The sequence below is a fragment of the Streptomyces sp. NPDC087300 genome, assembly GCF_044744425.1.
Lineage (GTDB): Bacteria > Actinomycetota > Actinomycetes > Streptomycetales > Streptomycetaceae > Streptomyces.
The window spans coordinates 703,787-719,326 of sequence record NZ_JBIUYI010000001.1 but is presented as its reverse complement, the minus strand read 5'-3'; the positions used below and the strand labels follow the sequence as shown (position 1 = coordinate 719,326).

Below are 15,540 nucleotides of genomic sequence, written 5' to 3'. Positions count from 1 at the left end.
GACATTAACTCGATACGATGATCGCGACTCCGCGATGTTTGCCCGGGTACCGACGGGATTCAGCCGTTGACGGGCGGCGCGGTCGGGGCGGAATGGGCGGGCGGGGGCGGCCTCACACGGTCACCTGCCGGTGTACGCGGCGCGACGACGGGTGTACGGGGCGCGACGGACCGCGCGGCGCGCCGTCACAAACGCGACAGAACCCGGTCGAGCCACGGAACGGCAGGGGCGATACTCCGTGGCGCACGCTGTAGCGGCGGGGAGCCGAACGCGGAGGAACGGGACCGGTCATGGCCAAGATCCAGCACAGTTCGTCCCCCGGCACCCGCTGGGGCCGGGCCGTCGTCATCGGCGGCGGTTACGCGGGGCTCGTCACGGCGAGAGTCCTCGCCGACCACTTCACCGAGGTGCTCCTCCTGGAGCGCGACCCGGTCGACTCCGGCACCGGGGTGCACCCGCACGTTCCGCAGGGCTACCACGCCCACGCGCTGCTGGCCCGGGGAGGCGACGCCCTCGAGGGCCTCTTCCCCGGCCTCCGCGCCGAACTCGCGGAGCTGGGTGCGCCCGTCTTCGACTACGGCGAGCGGATCAACTTCCTGCTGCCGACCGGCTATGCGCCGTCCGCCACGGTCGGTGTCTCCGTGCAGACCTTCACCCGGGACGAGCTCGAACGCCGCCTGCGCCAGCGGGTGTTGGCGCTGCCCTCCGTACGCCTGCTCGCGGCGACCCGCTGCGAGACGGTGACGTCGAGCGCCCCCGGCAGGCTCGACCGGGTCCGCTACCGGACGGTCGGCGCGGATGAAGGGGCGACGGAGAGCGGCGAAACTACCGAAGCCACGGAAGTCACCCAGGCCACGGAAGCCACCCAAGCCGCCGATGCCACTGCCGCCGAGGCCACAGAGGTCACCGCCGACCTGGTCGTCGACGCCTCCGGCCGAGCCACGAAGGTCGACGGCTGGCTCCGGGACGCGCGGCTCCCGGTGTCCGCCAAGTCCCTGATCAAAGCGAAGATCACCTACACCTCCGCGTGCTACGAACGCCCGCCGGGGGACCGGCAGGATTTTGACGTCGCCTACCAGATGGCCTTCGCGCCCGGGGTGCCGCGCGGCGGGGTGATCCTCGCGGTGGAACGGCACCGCTGGATGTGCTCGCTGTTCGGCGTCGACGCCCATGTGCCGCCCACCGACGACGACGGCTACCTCGACTTCGCGCAGAGCCTCGGCAACCCGCGCCTCGCCGAACAGATCAAGCGCGGCACCCGGCAGGGGGAGATCCACCGTTACACCAACCCCGGCGACGAGTGGCGCCTGCACCACAAGAACACCCGCTGGCCCGAACGCCTGATCGCGGTCGGCGACGCGCTCTGCGTCTTCAACCCGGTGTACGGACAGGGGCTGACGGTCGCGGCGCTCGAAGCGCAACTGCTCGACGGGCTGTTGCGGCGGCGCAGGGCCGACGGATCAGGGCTCGACGGCCTCAGCCGCACCTACCTGCGCGGTGCGGCCCAGGTCATCCAGGTCCCCTGGACCATGGCCACCAGCTCCGACCTCATGTGGTCCCCCGAAGGCCAGCCGCTCTCCGCCCGCTTCGCCCACTGGTACAACCGGCACGTCTTCGCACTCGCGGTGCACGACACGGACGTCTGGGCGCGCTTCGTCCGCGTACTCAACATGACGGCCCCGCCGACGCTGCTGTTCCGGCCACGGGTGCTGGCAAGGGTCCTGGGACGCGCGCTCTCATCGAAGTCATCGAAATGAGCGAACCGGCTCACATCGACGGGATAGACACTTCGGTTCCGCACAGCGCACGCGTCTGGAACTACTGGCTGGGCGGAAAGGACCATTACGAGGCCGATCGGGCGGCAGGAGACGCGTACAAGGACACGTTCCCCCTGATCGTCCCCATGGCCAGAGAGTCACGCGATGTACTGCGACGCACCGTCGGCTGGATGACCGGACAGGGCATCAAGCAGTTCCTCGATGTGGGCGCGGGCCTGCCCACGGCCAACAACACCCACGAGATCGCCCAGCGCGTCGTGCCCGACGCCCGCGTCGTCTACGTGGACCACGACCCGCTGGTGCTGTCGCACGTCGACACGCTGCTGCGCAGCACGCCCGAAGGCGCCACGGACTACCTGCTGGCGGACATGCGCGACACCGCCACCGTCCTCCGGGGCGCGGCCAGGACCTTGGACATGTCCCGGCCTATCGGCCTGGTCATCAACGATGTGCTGGGCCACATCGAGCCTTGGGAGGACGTCCTGACGCTGGTGCGCGGGCTGACGGCCGGTCTCCCTTCGGGCAGCTACGCCGCGCTGAGCCACGCCGACGCCGATGACGAACTCCACCGCAGCGTGCAGGAGGAGTACAACAACTCCGGCGCCATTCCGTACGTGCTGCGCGGGCCGGAGCAGACCATCCGCCTCTTCGACGGCCTGGAGCTGACCGACCCCGGCTTCGTGCCGTGGCCGCGGTGGAAGCCCGACGCGGCCATGCCCGGATCGCTTACCGTCCGAGCCGGCTGGGTCGGCGTGGCGCGGGTTCCCTGACCTCACCCGCAGGGAACCCCGGACCCCGGCCGGGGCCCGCCCGCCCCGGCTCACGGCTTGCGGGCGACCCCGACATACAGCGGGATCTGTTCCCGGCAGGTCTCCGTGCCGGGGACGGGGTGCCACTGGGTGGAGACGGTGATTCCCGGCTCGCACAGGTCGAGTGCGTGGAAGAAGGCGGCGAACTCCTCGCGGGATCGCGCCCGCACGGAGTCGGGGCCCCGGCGATAGATCGCGTCGATGCGCTCCCAGATGGCGGGTTCGAAGTCGGACGTGACGTGCGACAGCACGAGGTAGCTCCCCGGGGCCAGGGACGCGACGAGCTCGTCGACGATGCGGTAGGGGTCGTGGGGACCTGAGACGAACTGGAGCACGGAGACGATCGACAGCGCGACGGGCCGCTGGAAATCCAGGTGCTCCCGGGCGAACGCGAGGATCTCGCGAGGCTTCTTGAGGTCGGCGTGGAGGTACTCGGTGCGGCCCTGCGGTGTGCCGCCGAGCAGGGCCCGCGCATGCCGCAGGACCAGCGGGTCACGGTCCGCGTACACGACGCGTGCGCTCGGAATGATCTCCTGTACGACCTGGTGGAGATTCGGCTCGGTGGGGATTCCCGTCCCGATGTCCAGGAACTGATCGATCCTTTCCAGCGCCATGTACCGCGAGGCCCGGTGCATGAACGCCCGGTTCGACCGGGCGGTCTCCCTGACGTGCGGAAAGATCTCCCGGATGTCCTCGCCGGCCTTCCGGTCGGGAGGGTAGTGGTCCTTGCCGCCGAGGAAGTAGTCGTAGATACGGGCTGAATGCGGGGTGCCGGTATCCATCTCGTCGGCACCGAATCCCTGTTCCCTCACGCCAGTCCTCCCATGCGGTACGTCATCACACGGACGTCAGATCGTGCTCGACCCAACACCTGACACGCGCCGGACCGGCCTCCGCGGCGCCGGGCCCGCCCCTGGTTACCGTTCCGGCATGGCCGACTACCGTATCGAGACCGTACGCAACGGCGAACGCGACTGGACCGCCCGCAACGACCGCGGTGCCGAGGTCCGGATCGCCGCCGCCGACAATCCTGACGCCCAGCCCTCCTTCACCCCCGTCGAACTCCTCCTCGCCGCGCTCGGCGGCTGTGGCGGGCTCGTCGTGGACCGCATCGCCCGCACCGTCGAACACGACGGGCTGCGCATCGTCGTGGACTCGTTGGCCAGGCCCGAGGACGAAGGCCGCGTCGGCGTCCTCAGGGTCGCCTACGAGATCGACCTGCCCGAGGGCGAGGACAAGGCCGGGGAGACGCTGGAGCGCGCCATCCGGCTGACCCACGAGAAGTACTGCACGGTCAGCCGCACCGTCGAACACGGGGCGCGCGTCGAGGCGCGCGGACCCGACGGGAGCACGCTCTTCGCCGCCCGATGACCGGGGCACCCCTGCCGACGGACGCCACGCCGTCGGCAGGGGACCGGCCGGAGCCGGGAAGCGTCGGTCAGGACAGCGGCTCCACCCACACATCGCGGAAGCGGACCTTGTTGCCGTGGTCCTGGAGGCGGATCGCGCCGGCCGCGGCGGACTCCGGGTCGCCCGCGCCCGTCGGCCCGTCGACGGCCACGTCGTCGTGGACCTTCCGGCCGTTCCACACCACCGTGACCCTGGCGTCCGACGTCTTCTTCCCCGCCCCGTCGAACCGCGCGGCGCGGAAGGTGATGTCGTACGTCTGCCAGGTCTCCGGCGCCGTGGACGCGTTGAGGTCGGCGGCCTTCTTCTGGTAGATCGCCCCCGCCTCGTTGTTCGCGAGCTTCTCCACGCCGTACGAGTCCAGGATCTGCACCTCGTACCGCTCCTGGAGGTAGACCCCGCTGTTGCCGCGGTCCTGCCCGGTGACGTCGTCCGGGAGCTTCGGCACCCGGAACTCGACGTGCAGCTTGAAGTCGCCGAAGTGCCGCTTGGTGCGCAGATCGCCGCAGCAGACCTCCATCGACTTCTCCGCGGTGTGCGGCCACTCGGCGCTGCGCCCGTCGGAGTGCTGCCAGGCGGTCGAGACGCTGCCGCCCGAGAACAGGTCGATCCGGGCACCGGGTCGGGTGACGTCCAGCGCGTCGAGGTTCACATGACCGGTGTCGCCGGGCCCGACCGCGTACGTGATCGTGTTGTGGCCCTTGCGCAGGTCGAGCCGCTCGGTCTTGGTGGACCAGCGTTTCCACTCGTCGGTGGACGGCAGACTCGTCCGCCGCGCGGCGCCGCCGTTGACGCTGACCCCGATCGTCTTGGTGCCGGGCGCCGGATGCGGGCCGTTCGCGTAGCGCAGGCCCACGTCGTACGCGCCCTTCTTGTCGACCACGACGTCGAAGGACGCCTTGGCGCCCTGCGCGCCGAAGCCGTCCACGAACCCGCCGCCGGTGAATCCGGCGTGCTCGGTGGCGATGCCCGCGCCGCCGGAGAGCCGGGCGGACTCGGCGTCATACGTGGTCACGGGCTCCGGCGGCCCCGGCTTGGCGTTCAGCGTGTACCAGGCCTCGGTGGACCACAGCTGCTCGCCGCCTACGGCCGAGAACGGGCGGGGCGAACGGACGTGCACCACCCGGTCCGACTTCAGTCCGGGGATGGTCAGCCGCACCTTGCGGCGGTCCTCGGAGAGCGTCGCGGCCGCCACCGGCAGCGACTCCTCGTCGACCTTCGGACCGCCGTAGGCGGGCGTCGGCACATAGCGCCACTGCTCGACGGAGTACGCGCCCTTGGTCAGCTTGGCCGCGGTCTCCTCCGACAGGGGCTTGGTGTAGGTGAGTTCGAAGCCGTCGCGGGTGGCGCGCATCGTCTTGATGTCGAAGGCCGTCGTGCCGTTCGGCGTCAGTTTCTGGAGGCCGAAGCGGAGCTTGCCCGCCTGGCCCCAGTTGCCGTCGGCACCGAGTCCGCCGGTGTAGATCGCGCCGTCGGGCCCCTCGCTGATTCGGGTGATGCCCGACTCCAGGCCTTGCGTGTGCCGGAACACCGCGCCCTGGTACTCGCCGCCGACCTTCTCCAGATCGGCCCGCTGGAGCCCGCCGTACGTGACGTCTCCGAAGACCATCTGCCCGGCGAACGGGCCCTTCTTCAAGCGCATCGGCGTACTGGGCGAGTTGGCGATCTCGTTCTGCGGCAGCCAGAGCGCCGGCTTGGTGACGGGCTCGTCGTCGTACGGTCCTCGCGGGTTCATGCGGTGGTTGAAGAACCGGTCCTGTTTGACGTGCACCAGCTTGGACGCGGGCAGCCAGCCGCCCTGGTTGTCCGCCACGAACAGATCGCCGCCGGGACCGCGCCCGATGCCGTTCGGGGTGCGCAGGCCACCGGCCAGGTAACTCACCTTCCCCGTCGCCTTGTTGACCTTGATGGTCGTGCCGCGGTTCGGCGCGGGCTGGGGATCGGTGGTGGCGCCGCCGTAGTTGATGGCGACGGAGAGGTTCAGATAGAAGTCGCCCTTGTCGTAGAGCAGTCCGAAGGCGAACTCGTGAAAGTTGCCGCCGTACGGCCACTCGGCGATCTTCCGCTTCTGGTCGGCGACGTCGTCACCGTTCGTGTCGTTCAACTCGGTGAGCTGGTGCTTCTCCGACACGTACAGCTTTCCGTCCACGTACTTGATGCCCATCGGCTCCTTGAGCCCGTCGGCGATCTTCTCGTACGTGACCTTGTCGGGCCCGGTGTCACCGGTGACGTGGTCGAGGAGGTACACCTCGCCCTTCGTCTCCGTGCTGCCGCCCCAGGTGGAGATCGCGAGCCGCCCGTCGGGCAGCCAGTCCATCGCGGTCACCTGCGGTTCGAAGCCCTTGGGGCGCAGGTCGGTCAGGTCGTACCCGGGGTTGACGTCGGTGAGCGGCAGGCCGTCGCCGGGGGTGTCGAGCGTTCCCTCGCACTCCTTGCGGCCCGGCGCCGTGACCCGTACGACGTCGGAGTCCGTGCTGAGCACGGAGTTGGGCACGGTGCTGAACCCGTCCGCCCCCGGCGGCTTCCACTGGAGGGTGACCTGCTGGTCGCCGCCAGCGTCGAAGTGGTCGATGCGCAGCGGCTGGTAGCCGGCGGTCAGCGTGACCGAGCCGTCCTTGGGTTCGGCGCCGTGCAGCCCGTCGTGGTCGATGACGCGCCGGTCGCCGAGGAAGAGCCGCGAGCCGTCGTCGCTGATCAGCCGGAAGTCGTACGAACCGGCTGCGGGCACGTTCAGGTTGCCGGTGATCTGCGAGACGAAGTTGTCGTCGAACCCGAAGCCCTCGGTCGACTTCCAGTCGGCGGCCGGGATCAGCTTGTCGACGTTGGGGGTCTGCGCGGGCTTGAGGTCGCAGAGCTTCTTGAGGGGGGTCCGGACGTCGAACACCCGTAAGGTGACGCCGGGTTCCTGCGGCGGCAGATCGGCGAAGGGTTTCGGACCGCCCTCGGCGGACGCGGCGCCGGCGGGCGTGAGGAGCCCGCCGCAGAGGAGGGCGGCGAGAAGCACTCCGGTGGACCCGGTGGATCTTCGGCCTCTGCGGCGGGGCGGGCCTGACATCGGCCTGGGACGTGGCTTCACTCTTCCTCCTGCGTGGTTCCGGGATTCCGGCATGGGTTACGCAGATCTCTGTGGCAAAGCGACGCTCAGCGTAGGGATGACCCCGGAGCGCGTCCATACTTTGTCCTCAGAAAGGAAGAACTGAGGTGGGCCGGGTGCGGCGCCGGACTACGGAACGCGCGCGACGCCCACGTAGAAGCCGCTCAACTCCTCGACGGGCGCGGGCGATTCCTTGTACCACTTGGTCGCGGTGACCAGACCCGGGTCGAGCAGTTCGAGCCCCTCGAAGAACGGCTCGACCTCCGCGCGCGTCCGCATCCGCAGCGGGATCTCGCCCTTGCGGTACGTGGTCGTCACCGACTTCACCAGGTGCGGGTGCTCGTCGGTGGTGCCGTGCGAGAACATCAGGTAACTGCCCGGGGGCAGCGCGTCGACCAGCGTCCGCGTCAGGGCGTAGGGGTTCTCCTCGTCCGTGATGAAGTGCATCAGGGCGATCATCGAGAGCGCGACGGGACGCGAGAAGTCCAGGAACGCACGGGCGTGTTCGAGGATCGCGTCCGGCCTGCGCACATCGGCCTCGATGTAGTCGGTGGCGCCTTCGGGACTGCTGACGAGCAGCGCCTCCGCGTGCCGCAGCACGATGGGATCGTTGTCGGCGTAGGCGATCCGCGCGGACGGCACGATGCCCTGCACGATCTGGTGCAGATTCGGCTCGGTCGGGATGCCCGTCCCGACGTCCAGGAACTGATCGATCCCGTTGCCCGCGAGCCAGGCCGCCGCCCGGTGCATGAAGGCCCGGTTGCGCATGGCGTTGAGCCGGGCCTCCCGCGGCAGCTTCTCCGCCACTTCCTGGTCGACCGGATAGTTGTCCTTGCCGCCGAGCAACCAGTCGTACACGCGCGCCGGATGCGCCCTGCTGGTATCGATACGGCTTCCGGAGGACTGTGACGTCATGCGTGACTCCAGCGTGTGCGCGGCAGCGGGCCAGGCGATTATGTCATTGGCCTGAACTTCGCGGTGCGTGGCCGCCCGTGCGGGGCGGCCACGTGTCTCACTGCTCCTGCCGCCAGCCCGTGCTGTCCGGGCACGTCGTGGACGCGGTGCCGAAGGCGAACGTGAGGAAATGCTTCAGCGCCGGGGTCCAGGTCTTGAACTCGTGCCCGTCGGGCCCCGAGCAGTACAGGTGGGAGACGTTCTGACGCTTCAGGATCTGGTGGAAGTCGTTGTTCCAGGCGTACGGGTCCTCGGCGCGACCGCTGTAGAGGGCCATCTTGCCGCCGTACGACCGGTAGGCGGCGGGACGCGTCTCGGCGACCTGGGCGGGGTTGAGATTCGGCCAGGTGGACTGCGATCCGAAGACGAGTTCGGTGCGCTGCGACGCGTTGGGGTTGCCGGGGAAGAGGTACTTCCAGAAGTTCCCGACGTCGGCGCCCGCGCCGTGCCACCAGAAGCGGGCCCCGTAGACGGTGGTGCCGCTGTTGATGATCGACTGGTGGTCGGCGCGACGGAGGTCCGTGCCGCCGGAGAAGGAGCCCACGGCGCTGAACACGTCGGGGTGCTGCGCCGCGTACTTCAGCGCGCCGAACCCGCCCATGGACATGCCCGCGACGGCGCGCTTGCCGGACGTGGCGAAGTGCGCGTCGATCCAGGGAACCAACTGCTTGATGTGGAAGGTCTCCCACTGCGGTGTGAAGTTGCCGTACGTGTAGCCCGGCCAGTCGGAGTAGAAGCCGACCTTGCCGCCCTCGGGCATCACCACGATGCCCTTGAAGCCGGCTTCCCTGACGCTCCGGGTGATGTCACCGCCGCCGCTGGACCACTGCTCGTAGTCGGCGGCCCCGCCGTGCAGGAGGTAGAGCACCGGATATCTGCTCGACGGGTCGTAGTCGGCGGGCAGGTGGACGCGCACCCGGACCGGTTTGCGCACCGGGTCGATCTGCGGCGCGCCAGGGCCGCGGGCGGTGAAGAGGGCGGCCGAGGTGAACTCCGCCTCACAGACCAGGCCGTCGGGGGACGGCTTCCAGTACTGCATGTCCAGGCCGTTCGAGTCTCCCGACCCGATGTCGGGACAACTGACCGCGGCCGCCGCCGAAGCGGTGGGCGCGGTCAGCCCGACGAAGGCAAGGCCGACCCCCAACGTGGCGGCCGCCAGCCAGGACTTGATGGTGGATACGGACCGACGCATGGTTCCCCAATCGGTTCGACGCTCATGGAGGTGCCGCGCCGTCGAGTGGGGGACCGACCGGTCGCGCGCAGGTGGGCCCTGACGCTATCCCCGCCGTCGCGCCACCGCGTACAGCGGCGGTTGGACATTGGCTACCGCGCTGGTTTACCCGGCCGGGCTCAGGCCCGCTCCGCCAGCGCTCGCGTGCCAGGAGCGCAGCTCTCCGAGAGTTCGTCGAACGCGGCGGGCGCCAACTGTCTGGCCGCGGATCCCCTTCTGCTGCCGTCGAGTTGGGCGCACGCGTCGTCCAGCCACCGGGGGACGGGCTCGACCCCGATGAAGGCGGCGAGGCGGGTCAGTTCCTCGCGGGGCCCGTCGAGCAGGTCCTCGTAGCCGAGCATCGTGCCCTGTCCGGCGGGCAGGGATTCGATGAACCGGGCCCCGTCGACGACGAGTTCGGACCACAGGTCACCGAACCTGCGCAGCGGGAAGTCCCGGTCGCGTACGAGAGCGGGGTCGAAACTGTCGGCGAGCAGGGGCGCGAGCTCCGGCGGCAGCGAACTCACATGTTCGGCCGTCAGATCGGCGAAGTCCTCCACGCCCGCGCGTTCCTTGATCTCACGGATCAACGTGATCGTGCGGTATCCGATGTGACGGCTCATGGACAGCGCACAGTCGGGACCGTCCCGGTGCAGATGCACGAACTTCGCGTACGGGAAGGTCTCCCGCAGCCCCGGCGCCCAGCCCGTCGAGTAGCCGGAGCGCTCGACGACGGCGGTGCGCCCGAACCGCGCGCCGAGCAGCGCGAAGAGCGCCTCGTGGTGCTCCGCGGCGGTGCGTTCCGGCCAGTCGACGACCACCGCGTTGAGCTCGTCGAGCAAGGCGTCGGGGTCGTCGGTCAGGTGGGGCAGCACCATCAGGGAGAGCGCGGGAACGCCGGTGGTCTCCGCCGCGTACCGCCCCGGGCGCAGCGGGTACAGGAACTCGGGCATCAGGAGCCCGCTGCGGAGCATGCTCGCGAAGTACGGGGTGGGCCGGAACAGCGCCTGCCAGAACTCCGCGCCCGACAACCGGCCCGGGGGGAAGGCCGCGTCGCCGACCGATGCCATGTACTCGTTGAGGCTCAGTACGTCGGGGTGGGTGTTGAGGATGCGGGACAGCGCGGTGGAGCCGCTGCGGCCCGTACCGATGACGAAGGTCAGGCTGCGCAAGGTCACTCTCCGGGGGCACGTGGCGGGTGGTCGGGTGTTCCGGGGGCTTGCCGCACCAACCTCGGCCGGCCTCAGCCCGCGTCGGCCGACTCCGCGACGCCCTGCGGCCGCACGTCCTTCGGCTGCACGACGCCCGTCGGCTGCACGACGGTGTACATGACCGAGCGCTGCTGCTTGTGGCGCTGGATGCGGCCCTTGGCCACCAGGGATTCCAGCGTGTTGCGCACCACCTGCGGCGTGGGGTTGCGGCTCGGGTGCTTCTCCAGGAGCTCGTCGCGGAGCTCCTTGGCCAGCCTCGGTTCGGTGTAGGCGGCGAGCAGCTCCAACAGCACCTCTCCGAGCAGGGGTTGGCGCGAAATCGGCTGCGCGCTGCTCTTCACGGTCTTCGTGGAGCTCTTCGCAGCGCTCCGCGTGCCGCTCTTCGGCGCGGTCTTCTTGTCGCCGCTCTTGCTGATGCTCTTGCCTGCGCTCTTGGCGGTGGTCTTTCCGGTCGCCTTGGCCGTGGTCTTGGGCGCTTTGACGCTCGCGGGCGAAGTCGCCTCCGATGCCTGCGATGCCGAGGACCGCGTGCCGGACGCCGCATCGGCCGCCGCCGTGGCCCCGTTCGCGCTTCGCCGCTTCGCTTTCGCGACCTCGGGCTCCTCCTGCGCCTGCTCAGGCAGACGCGAGGCATCCGCGAAACCCTCGTACCGCTCCGCGAGGTTGAGCATGTCCGTGAGGAGGTTCTCCTCCTGCTTGAGAAGCTCGATCCGCTTCGCCAGTTCTTCCTGGCGCCTACGGTTCTCCGTCAGATCCGACGCGACCTGTTCCACGTACCGCGACCGGAGCTTGGCGGCTGACTGGCTGCTCACAACCGTTCACTCCCTCGATAAGAATGTGCTGCGCATGGTACCCACGCCGAGGGGCCCGCGCCGACGGAGAACGGTTTGTCGAACATGTGCACTCTTCACACATGTGAGCGCGCCGTGACGGGAGACGTCTTCTTGCGCGCCCGGTAGGCGGCGGCCTTGATCTTGTTGCCGCAGGATTCCATGCCGCACCACTGGCGCCGCATGCCGCGGGAGCGGTCGATGTAGACGCGCGTGCACTCGGGGTTCCCGCACTCCTTGAGGAGCGGGACGTCCTGTCCGCCGAGCAGCTCGACGGCCTGCCGGGCGACCGTCGCGAGGGCCTGCCCCGGTGTCGCCTCGTTGTGCCGCCCGGCCATGGAGAGCTGCGGCGTCACCGGGGTCTCGCGCGCCGCGCCGTTGAGCACGGCGAGCGCCTGGCGGTCGAACTCCTCGCCGAGGCGGCGGTTGGTGAGGAGGAGGTAGAGCGCCTCGCGCACGGTCGTCGCCGCCCGGACGTCCGCGTCGTCACCGGGTGTGATCGCGTCCACGAGCCCGGACTCCAGATACCAGGCGTTGAGCCGCTCCGGCGTCACGAACATCTCGAACCGGGCCGAGCGCCGCGCGCGCAGCGTGGCCGCGAAGTCGAGGGCCGGGTGTCCACACACGAAAACATGGTCGAGATTCACATCACCATCCTGACAGGTGACCGTCGAGGAGGGCAATGAGAGTCACCTGCCCGCGGCGACGGCTCCCTCCCGCCGGGTGTCTCCCCGTTCGAGCCGGATCTCGCGCCCCTGCCACCGTCGCCGGAGCCAGCGGTCGTGGCTCGCGACGACGATCGCGCCGGAGCCCGTCGACAGGGCGTCCTCCAGCTCGTCGCACAGTCGAGGGGAGAGATGGTTGGTGGGCTCGTCGAGCAGCAGCAACTGCGGCGGACGGGCCACGAGCAGGGCAAGCGCGAGCCGGCGCCGCTGCCCGACGGACAGCAGGCCCACGGGTTTGTCCAGGTCGGCGGCTTCCAGCAGACCAAGCGAGGTCAGCGGTACCTCCTCGGCCCGCGCCGGTCCGAGCGACAGCGCATAGGTGTCACGGGCCGTCCGGTCGGCGCGGTCGAACACGGTGTCCTGGGTGAGCAGCCCCACCGTGAGGCGACGCAGCCCGCGGACCTCGCCCTCGGCCGCGAGCTCCCCGGCGAGCACGGCGAGCAGCGTCGACTTGCCCGCGCCGTTGCCGCCGGTGACCAGCAGCCGGTCGGTCGCCGACACGTCGAGTCGGTCCAGCGACAGGCGACCGGGAACCCGTACGTCCCGCAGGGCGACCAGCGGCTGCGGACCGGCCGCGGCCCCCTCCACGTCCACCTCTGTCTCCGCGGTCAGCGCCCCCGCCGCGAACCGCAGCGGCCGGGGCGGCTCGGTGACCTGCGCGCGCTCCAGCTCATCGAGGCGGCGTGTGGCGTTGCGGACCCGGCGGGAGATCTGGCTCTGCACCCGGCCGGCCCGGTGGCCGTAGCCCATCTTCTCGTTGTCGCGCGGCCCCCGGTCCGGCGCGACCCGGTGCGCGGTCACACCCGCCGAGCGGCGCAGCGCTTCCAACTCCTCCTGCTCATCGGCGTACCGCCGCTCCCAGCGGTCCCGCTCGGCCCGCTTCTCGCCCAGGTAGGCGCTGTAGTTGCCGCCGTACCTGACCGGCCCCTCCACCGCCGGGTCGAGGTCGACGAGGTCGGTGCAGACGGCGTCGAGGAACGCCCGGTCGTGGCTGGCGGCCACCACGGTTCCCGGCAGGCCGCGGATCTGGTCCTCCAGGAAGGCGGCGGCGCCGTCGTCGAGGTGGTTGGTCGGCTCGTCGAGGAGCAGCGCCGAAGGCCGCCGTACGAGCAGCGCGGCCAGGGCGAGCCTGCCGCGCTGCCCGCCGGAGAGCGAGCCGAGCGTGCGGTCGTGCCCGAGCGCACCGAGGCCGAGTCCTTCGAGGACGAGGGCCGCGCGCCGGTCGGCGTCCCAGGACTCGCGGTCCTGGGCCCGCTCCAGACGGCTGCCGTAGGTGTCGAGGAGTTCCCGGTGACCGGGGGAGTCCTCGGGGATCCGCGCGAGTTCCTCGCCGAGCCGCGCCAGTTCGGCGAGGTCCTCGCGCGCCTCGCGCAGCGCGTCGTCGAGTACGACGGCGATGGTCGACGCGGTGTCGAACGGCATCTCCTGAGGGAGGAAGCCGAGATCGGAGGGCCGGGTGACGCTGCCCGCTTCGGGTGTGTCGGCGCCCGCGAGCACCCGCAGCAGGGTGGACTTGCCGACGCCGTTCTCGCCGATCAGGCCGATGCGGTGGCCGGGGGACGCGGTGAGGGAGACGCCGTCGATGACGCGTCGGCCGCCGAGGGTGCGGACGACGTCATGGGCGAGGAGAGCGGCCTTGAGCACGGGAATGTCCGTCCTGGGCACGGGAGTCCCCGTGCCACGTGTTCGGTGGTGGGCCCGCCGGGCGCAGGGCCTCGGGCGCGGGCCACGTCACACGTCGACGGCTCACACCTCGGGCCCCCCGGTCTCCTTGAGCGTCCCGTCGGCCAGGCGCAGCCAGCGGTTCACCCCGATCTCGGCGAGGAACTTCTCGTCGTGGCTGATCACGATGAAAGCACCCCGGTAGGAGTCGAGCGCACTCTCCAACTGGCCCGCGCTGACCAGGTCGAGGTTGTTGGTCGGCTCGTCGAGCAGGAGCAGCTGCGGGGCGGGTTCGGCGCACAGGACGCAGGCCAGCGTGGCGCGCAGCCGCTCGCCGCCGGAGAGCACCCGTACGGGGAGGTGGGCCCGTGCGCCCCGGAAGAGGAAGCGGGCGAGCAGGTTCATCCGCTCCGCCTCGGGCCGCTCGGGGGCGAACGCGGCGAAGTTCTCCGCCACGGTGCGGTCCAGGTCGAGCAGGTCAAGGCGCTGCGAGAGATAGGCGATCCGGCCTTCGCCGCGTTTGATCTCCCCGCTGTCCTGGGCGAGTTCACCGGTGATCAGCCGCAACAGTGTCGTCTTTCCGGCGCCGTTGGGACCGGTCAGCGCGATGCGCTCGGGGCCGCGCACGGTCAGGTCGACACCGTCCTCGGCGAACACGGCCCGTCCCGCGTGGTGGACCTGAAGTCCTTCGCCGATGAAGAGATTTCGCCCGGCGGGCACCTGTGTGTCGGGCAGGTCGAGGGTGATGCGCTGTTCGTCGCGCAGCGCGCGCCCCGCCTCGTCGAGCCGGGCCTTGGCCTCGCTGACCCGGGTCGCGTGCATCTGTCCGGCCCGGCCCGCCGACTCCTGCGCGCCGCGTTTCATGTTGCCGGCGAAGATGCGGGGGAGCCCGGCGCTCTTGAGGTTGCGGGCGGCGTTGCTCTGGCGCCGTTCGGCGCGTTCGCGGGCCTGCTGCATCTCGCGCTTCTCGCGCTTCAGCTCCTGCTCGGCGTTGCGGATGTTCTTCTCCGCGACCTCCTGTTCGGCCCGCACGGCCTCCTCGTACTCGGTGAAGTTGCCTCCATAGAGGCGCAGTTCGTCGCTGTTGAGCTCGGCGATGCGCTCCATGCGGTCGAGCAGCGCACGGTCGTGGCTGACCAGGAGCAGACAGCCGGTGAAGTCCGAGAGGACGTCGTAGAGCTGGTGCCTGGCCTCCAGGTCGAGGTTGTTGGTCGGCTCGTCGAGGAGCAGCACGTCGGGGCGCTTGAGCAACTGGGCGGCGAGGCCCAGGGAGACGACCTGGCCGCCGCTGAGCGTGCTCAGGCGCCGGTCGAGGGCGAGACCGGCCAGGCCGAGCCGGTCGAGCTGGGCACGGGTGCGCTCCTCGATGTCCCAGTCGTCGCCGATGACGGCGAAGTGCTCCTCGCTCACGTCACCGGACTCGACGGTGTCGAGTGCGCGGATCACCGCGGCGACACCGAGCACCTCGGCGACCGTGAGATCGCCGGTCAGGGGGAGGCTCTGCGGGAGGTAGCCGAGCGTGCCGCCGACCGTCAACGAGCCGGTGGCGGGCTTGAGTTCACCGGCGATCAGCTTGAGCAGCGTGCTCTTGCCGGAGCCGTTGGGCGCGACGAGGCCGGTACGGCCGGGCGCCACCGCGAAGGACAGGTCGTGGAAGACGGGAGTGTCGTCGGGCCAGGCGAAGGAGACGTTCGAGCAGACGATGGCGGCATCGGACATGGAGGTGACCTCGATGGAGTACGGGCAGACAGAGCTCTGCCCTGGGCAGCGTGGGAAAGGGGGGTACGACGAAGGCGGCCACGGCAGCAGCACCCATGCGGCGCCGACCGACGGCCGTCAGATCCGGATCTCATCCGGAGA

Annotated in this window: 12 protein-coding genes; 3 read left to right on the top strand and 9 right to left on the bottom strand. The window is 70.2% G+C overall.

Annotated features, from left to right (window positions below; translation table 11 throughout):
- The first annotated feature begins 290 nt into the window (after positions 1 to 290).
- Both ACIO9J_RS03045 and ACIO9J_RS03040 read left to right on the top strand, forming a co-directional pair.
- Positions 291 to 1,757 carry an FAD-dependent oxidoreductase gene (locus ACIO9J_RS03045; protein WP_401991551.1) on the top strand — a complete coding sequence of 489 codons (1,467 nt, stop codon included), beginning with the start codon at positions 291 to 293 and terminating at the stop codon, positions 1,755 to 1,757.
- On the top strand, positions 1,754 to 2,548 hold the full coding sequence (locus ACIO9J_RS03040; RefSeq protein WP_401991548.1) for an SAM-dependent methyltransferase: 795 nt from the start codon (positions 1,754 to 1,756) through the stop codon (positions 2,546 to 2,548). Before ACIO9J_RS03045 ends, ACIO9J_RS03040 begins: the two co-directional genes overlap by 4 nt.
- Before the next feature lie 50 nt (positions 2,549 to 2,598).
- Here ACIO9J_RS03040 and ACIO9J_RS03035 read toward each other — a convergent pair whose 3' ends face one another.
- Positions 2,599 to 3,399, bottom strand: coding sequence for an SAM-dependent methyltransferase (locus ACIO9J_RS03035; protein ID WP_401991545.1), 801 nt, complete (start codon positions 3,397 to 3,399; stop codon positions 2,599 to 2,601).
- 118 nt (positions 3,400 to 3,517) lie between these two features.
- Here ACIO9J_RS03035 and ACIO9J_RS03030 point away from each other — a divergent pair, with 118 nt between their 5' ends.
- Entirely contained in the window at positions 3,518 to 3,958 is a 441-nt protein-coding gene (locus tag ACIO9J_RS03030) for an OsmC family protein (RefSeq protein WP_401991542.1), read from the top strand.
- 67 nt (positions 3,959 to 4,025) lie between these two features.
- Here ACIO9J_RS03030 and ACIO9J_RS03025 read toward each other — a convergent pair whose 3' ends face one another.
- The 8 genes from ACIO9J_RS03025 to abc-f form a co-directional block, all read right to left on the bottom strand.
- Positions 4,026 to 7,049 (bottom strand): family 16 glycoside hydrolase, encoded by a 3,024-nt coding sequence (locus ACIO9J_RS03025; RefSeq protein WP_401993030.1) that lies wholly within the window; start codon positions 7,047 to 7,049, stop codon positions 4,026 to 4,028.
- A 168-nt stretch (positions 7,050 to 7,217) separates the two neighbouring features.
- A complete protein-coding gene (locus ACIO9J_RS03020; protein ID WP_401991539.1) occupies positions 7,218 to 8,003 on the bottom strand; it encodes an SAM-dependent methyltransferase in 786 nt (261 codons plus the stop codon).
- 97 nt (positions 8,004 to 8,100) lie between these two features.
- Entirely contained in the window at positions 8,101 to 9,234 is a 1,134-nt protein-coding gene (locus ACIO9J_RS03015) for an alpha/beta hydrolase (RefSeq protein WP_401991536.1), read from the bottom strand.
- A 158-nt stretch (positions 9,235 to 9,392) separates the two neighbouring features.
- Positions 9,393 to 10,430 carry a sulfotransferase family protein gene (locus ACIO9J_RS03010; RefSeq protein ID WP_401991533.1) on the bottom strand — a complete coding sequence of 346 codons (1,038 nt, stop codon included), beginning with the start codon at positions 10,428 to 10,430 and terminating at the stop codon, positions 9,393 to 9,395.
- A gap of 65 nt (positions 10,431 to 10,495) precedes the next feature.
- Positions 10,496 to 11,275, bottom strand: coding sequence for a hypothetical protein (locus ACIO9J_RS03005; RefSeq protein WP_401991530.1), 780 nt, complete (start codon positions 11,273 to 11,275; stop codon positions 10,496 to 10,498).
- Positions 11,276 to 11,370: 95 nt separating this feature from the next.
- Positions 11,371 to 11,940, bottom strand: a complete 570-nt coding sequence (locus ACIO9J_RS03000; RefSeq protein WP_401991528.1) for a CGNR zinc finger domain-containing protein — start codon at positions 11,938 to 11,940, stop codon at positions 11,371 to 11,373.
- 42 nt (positions 11,941 to 11,982) lie between these two features.
- A complete protein-coding gene (locus tag ACIO9J_RS02995) occupies positions 11,983 to 13,662 on the bottom strand; it encodes an ABC-F family ATP-binding cassette domain-containing protein (RefSeq protein WP_401993027.1) in 1,680 nt (559 codons plus the stop codon).
- Positions 13,663 to 13,764: 102 nt separating this feature from the next.
- On the bottom strand, positions 13,765 to 15,399 hold the full coding sequence (gene abc-f, locus ACIO9J_RS02990) for a ribosomal protection-like ABC-F family protein (RefSeq protein WP_401991525.1): 1,635 nt from the start codon (positions 15,397 to 15,399) through the stop codon (positions 13,765 to 13,767).
- Positions 15,400 to 15,540: the final 141 nt, after the last annotated feature.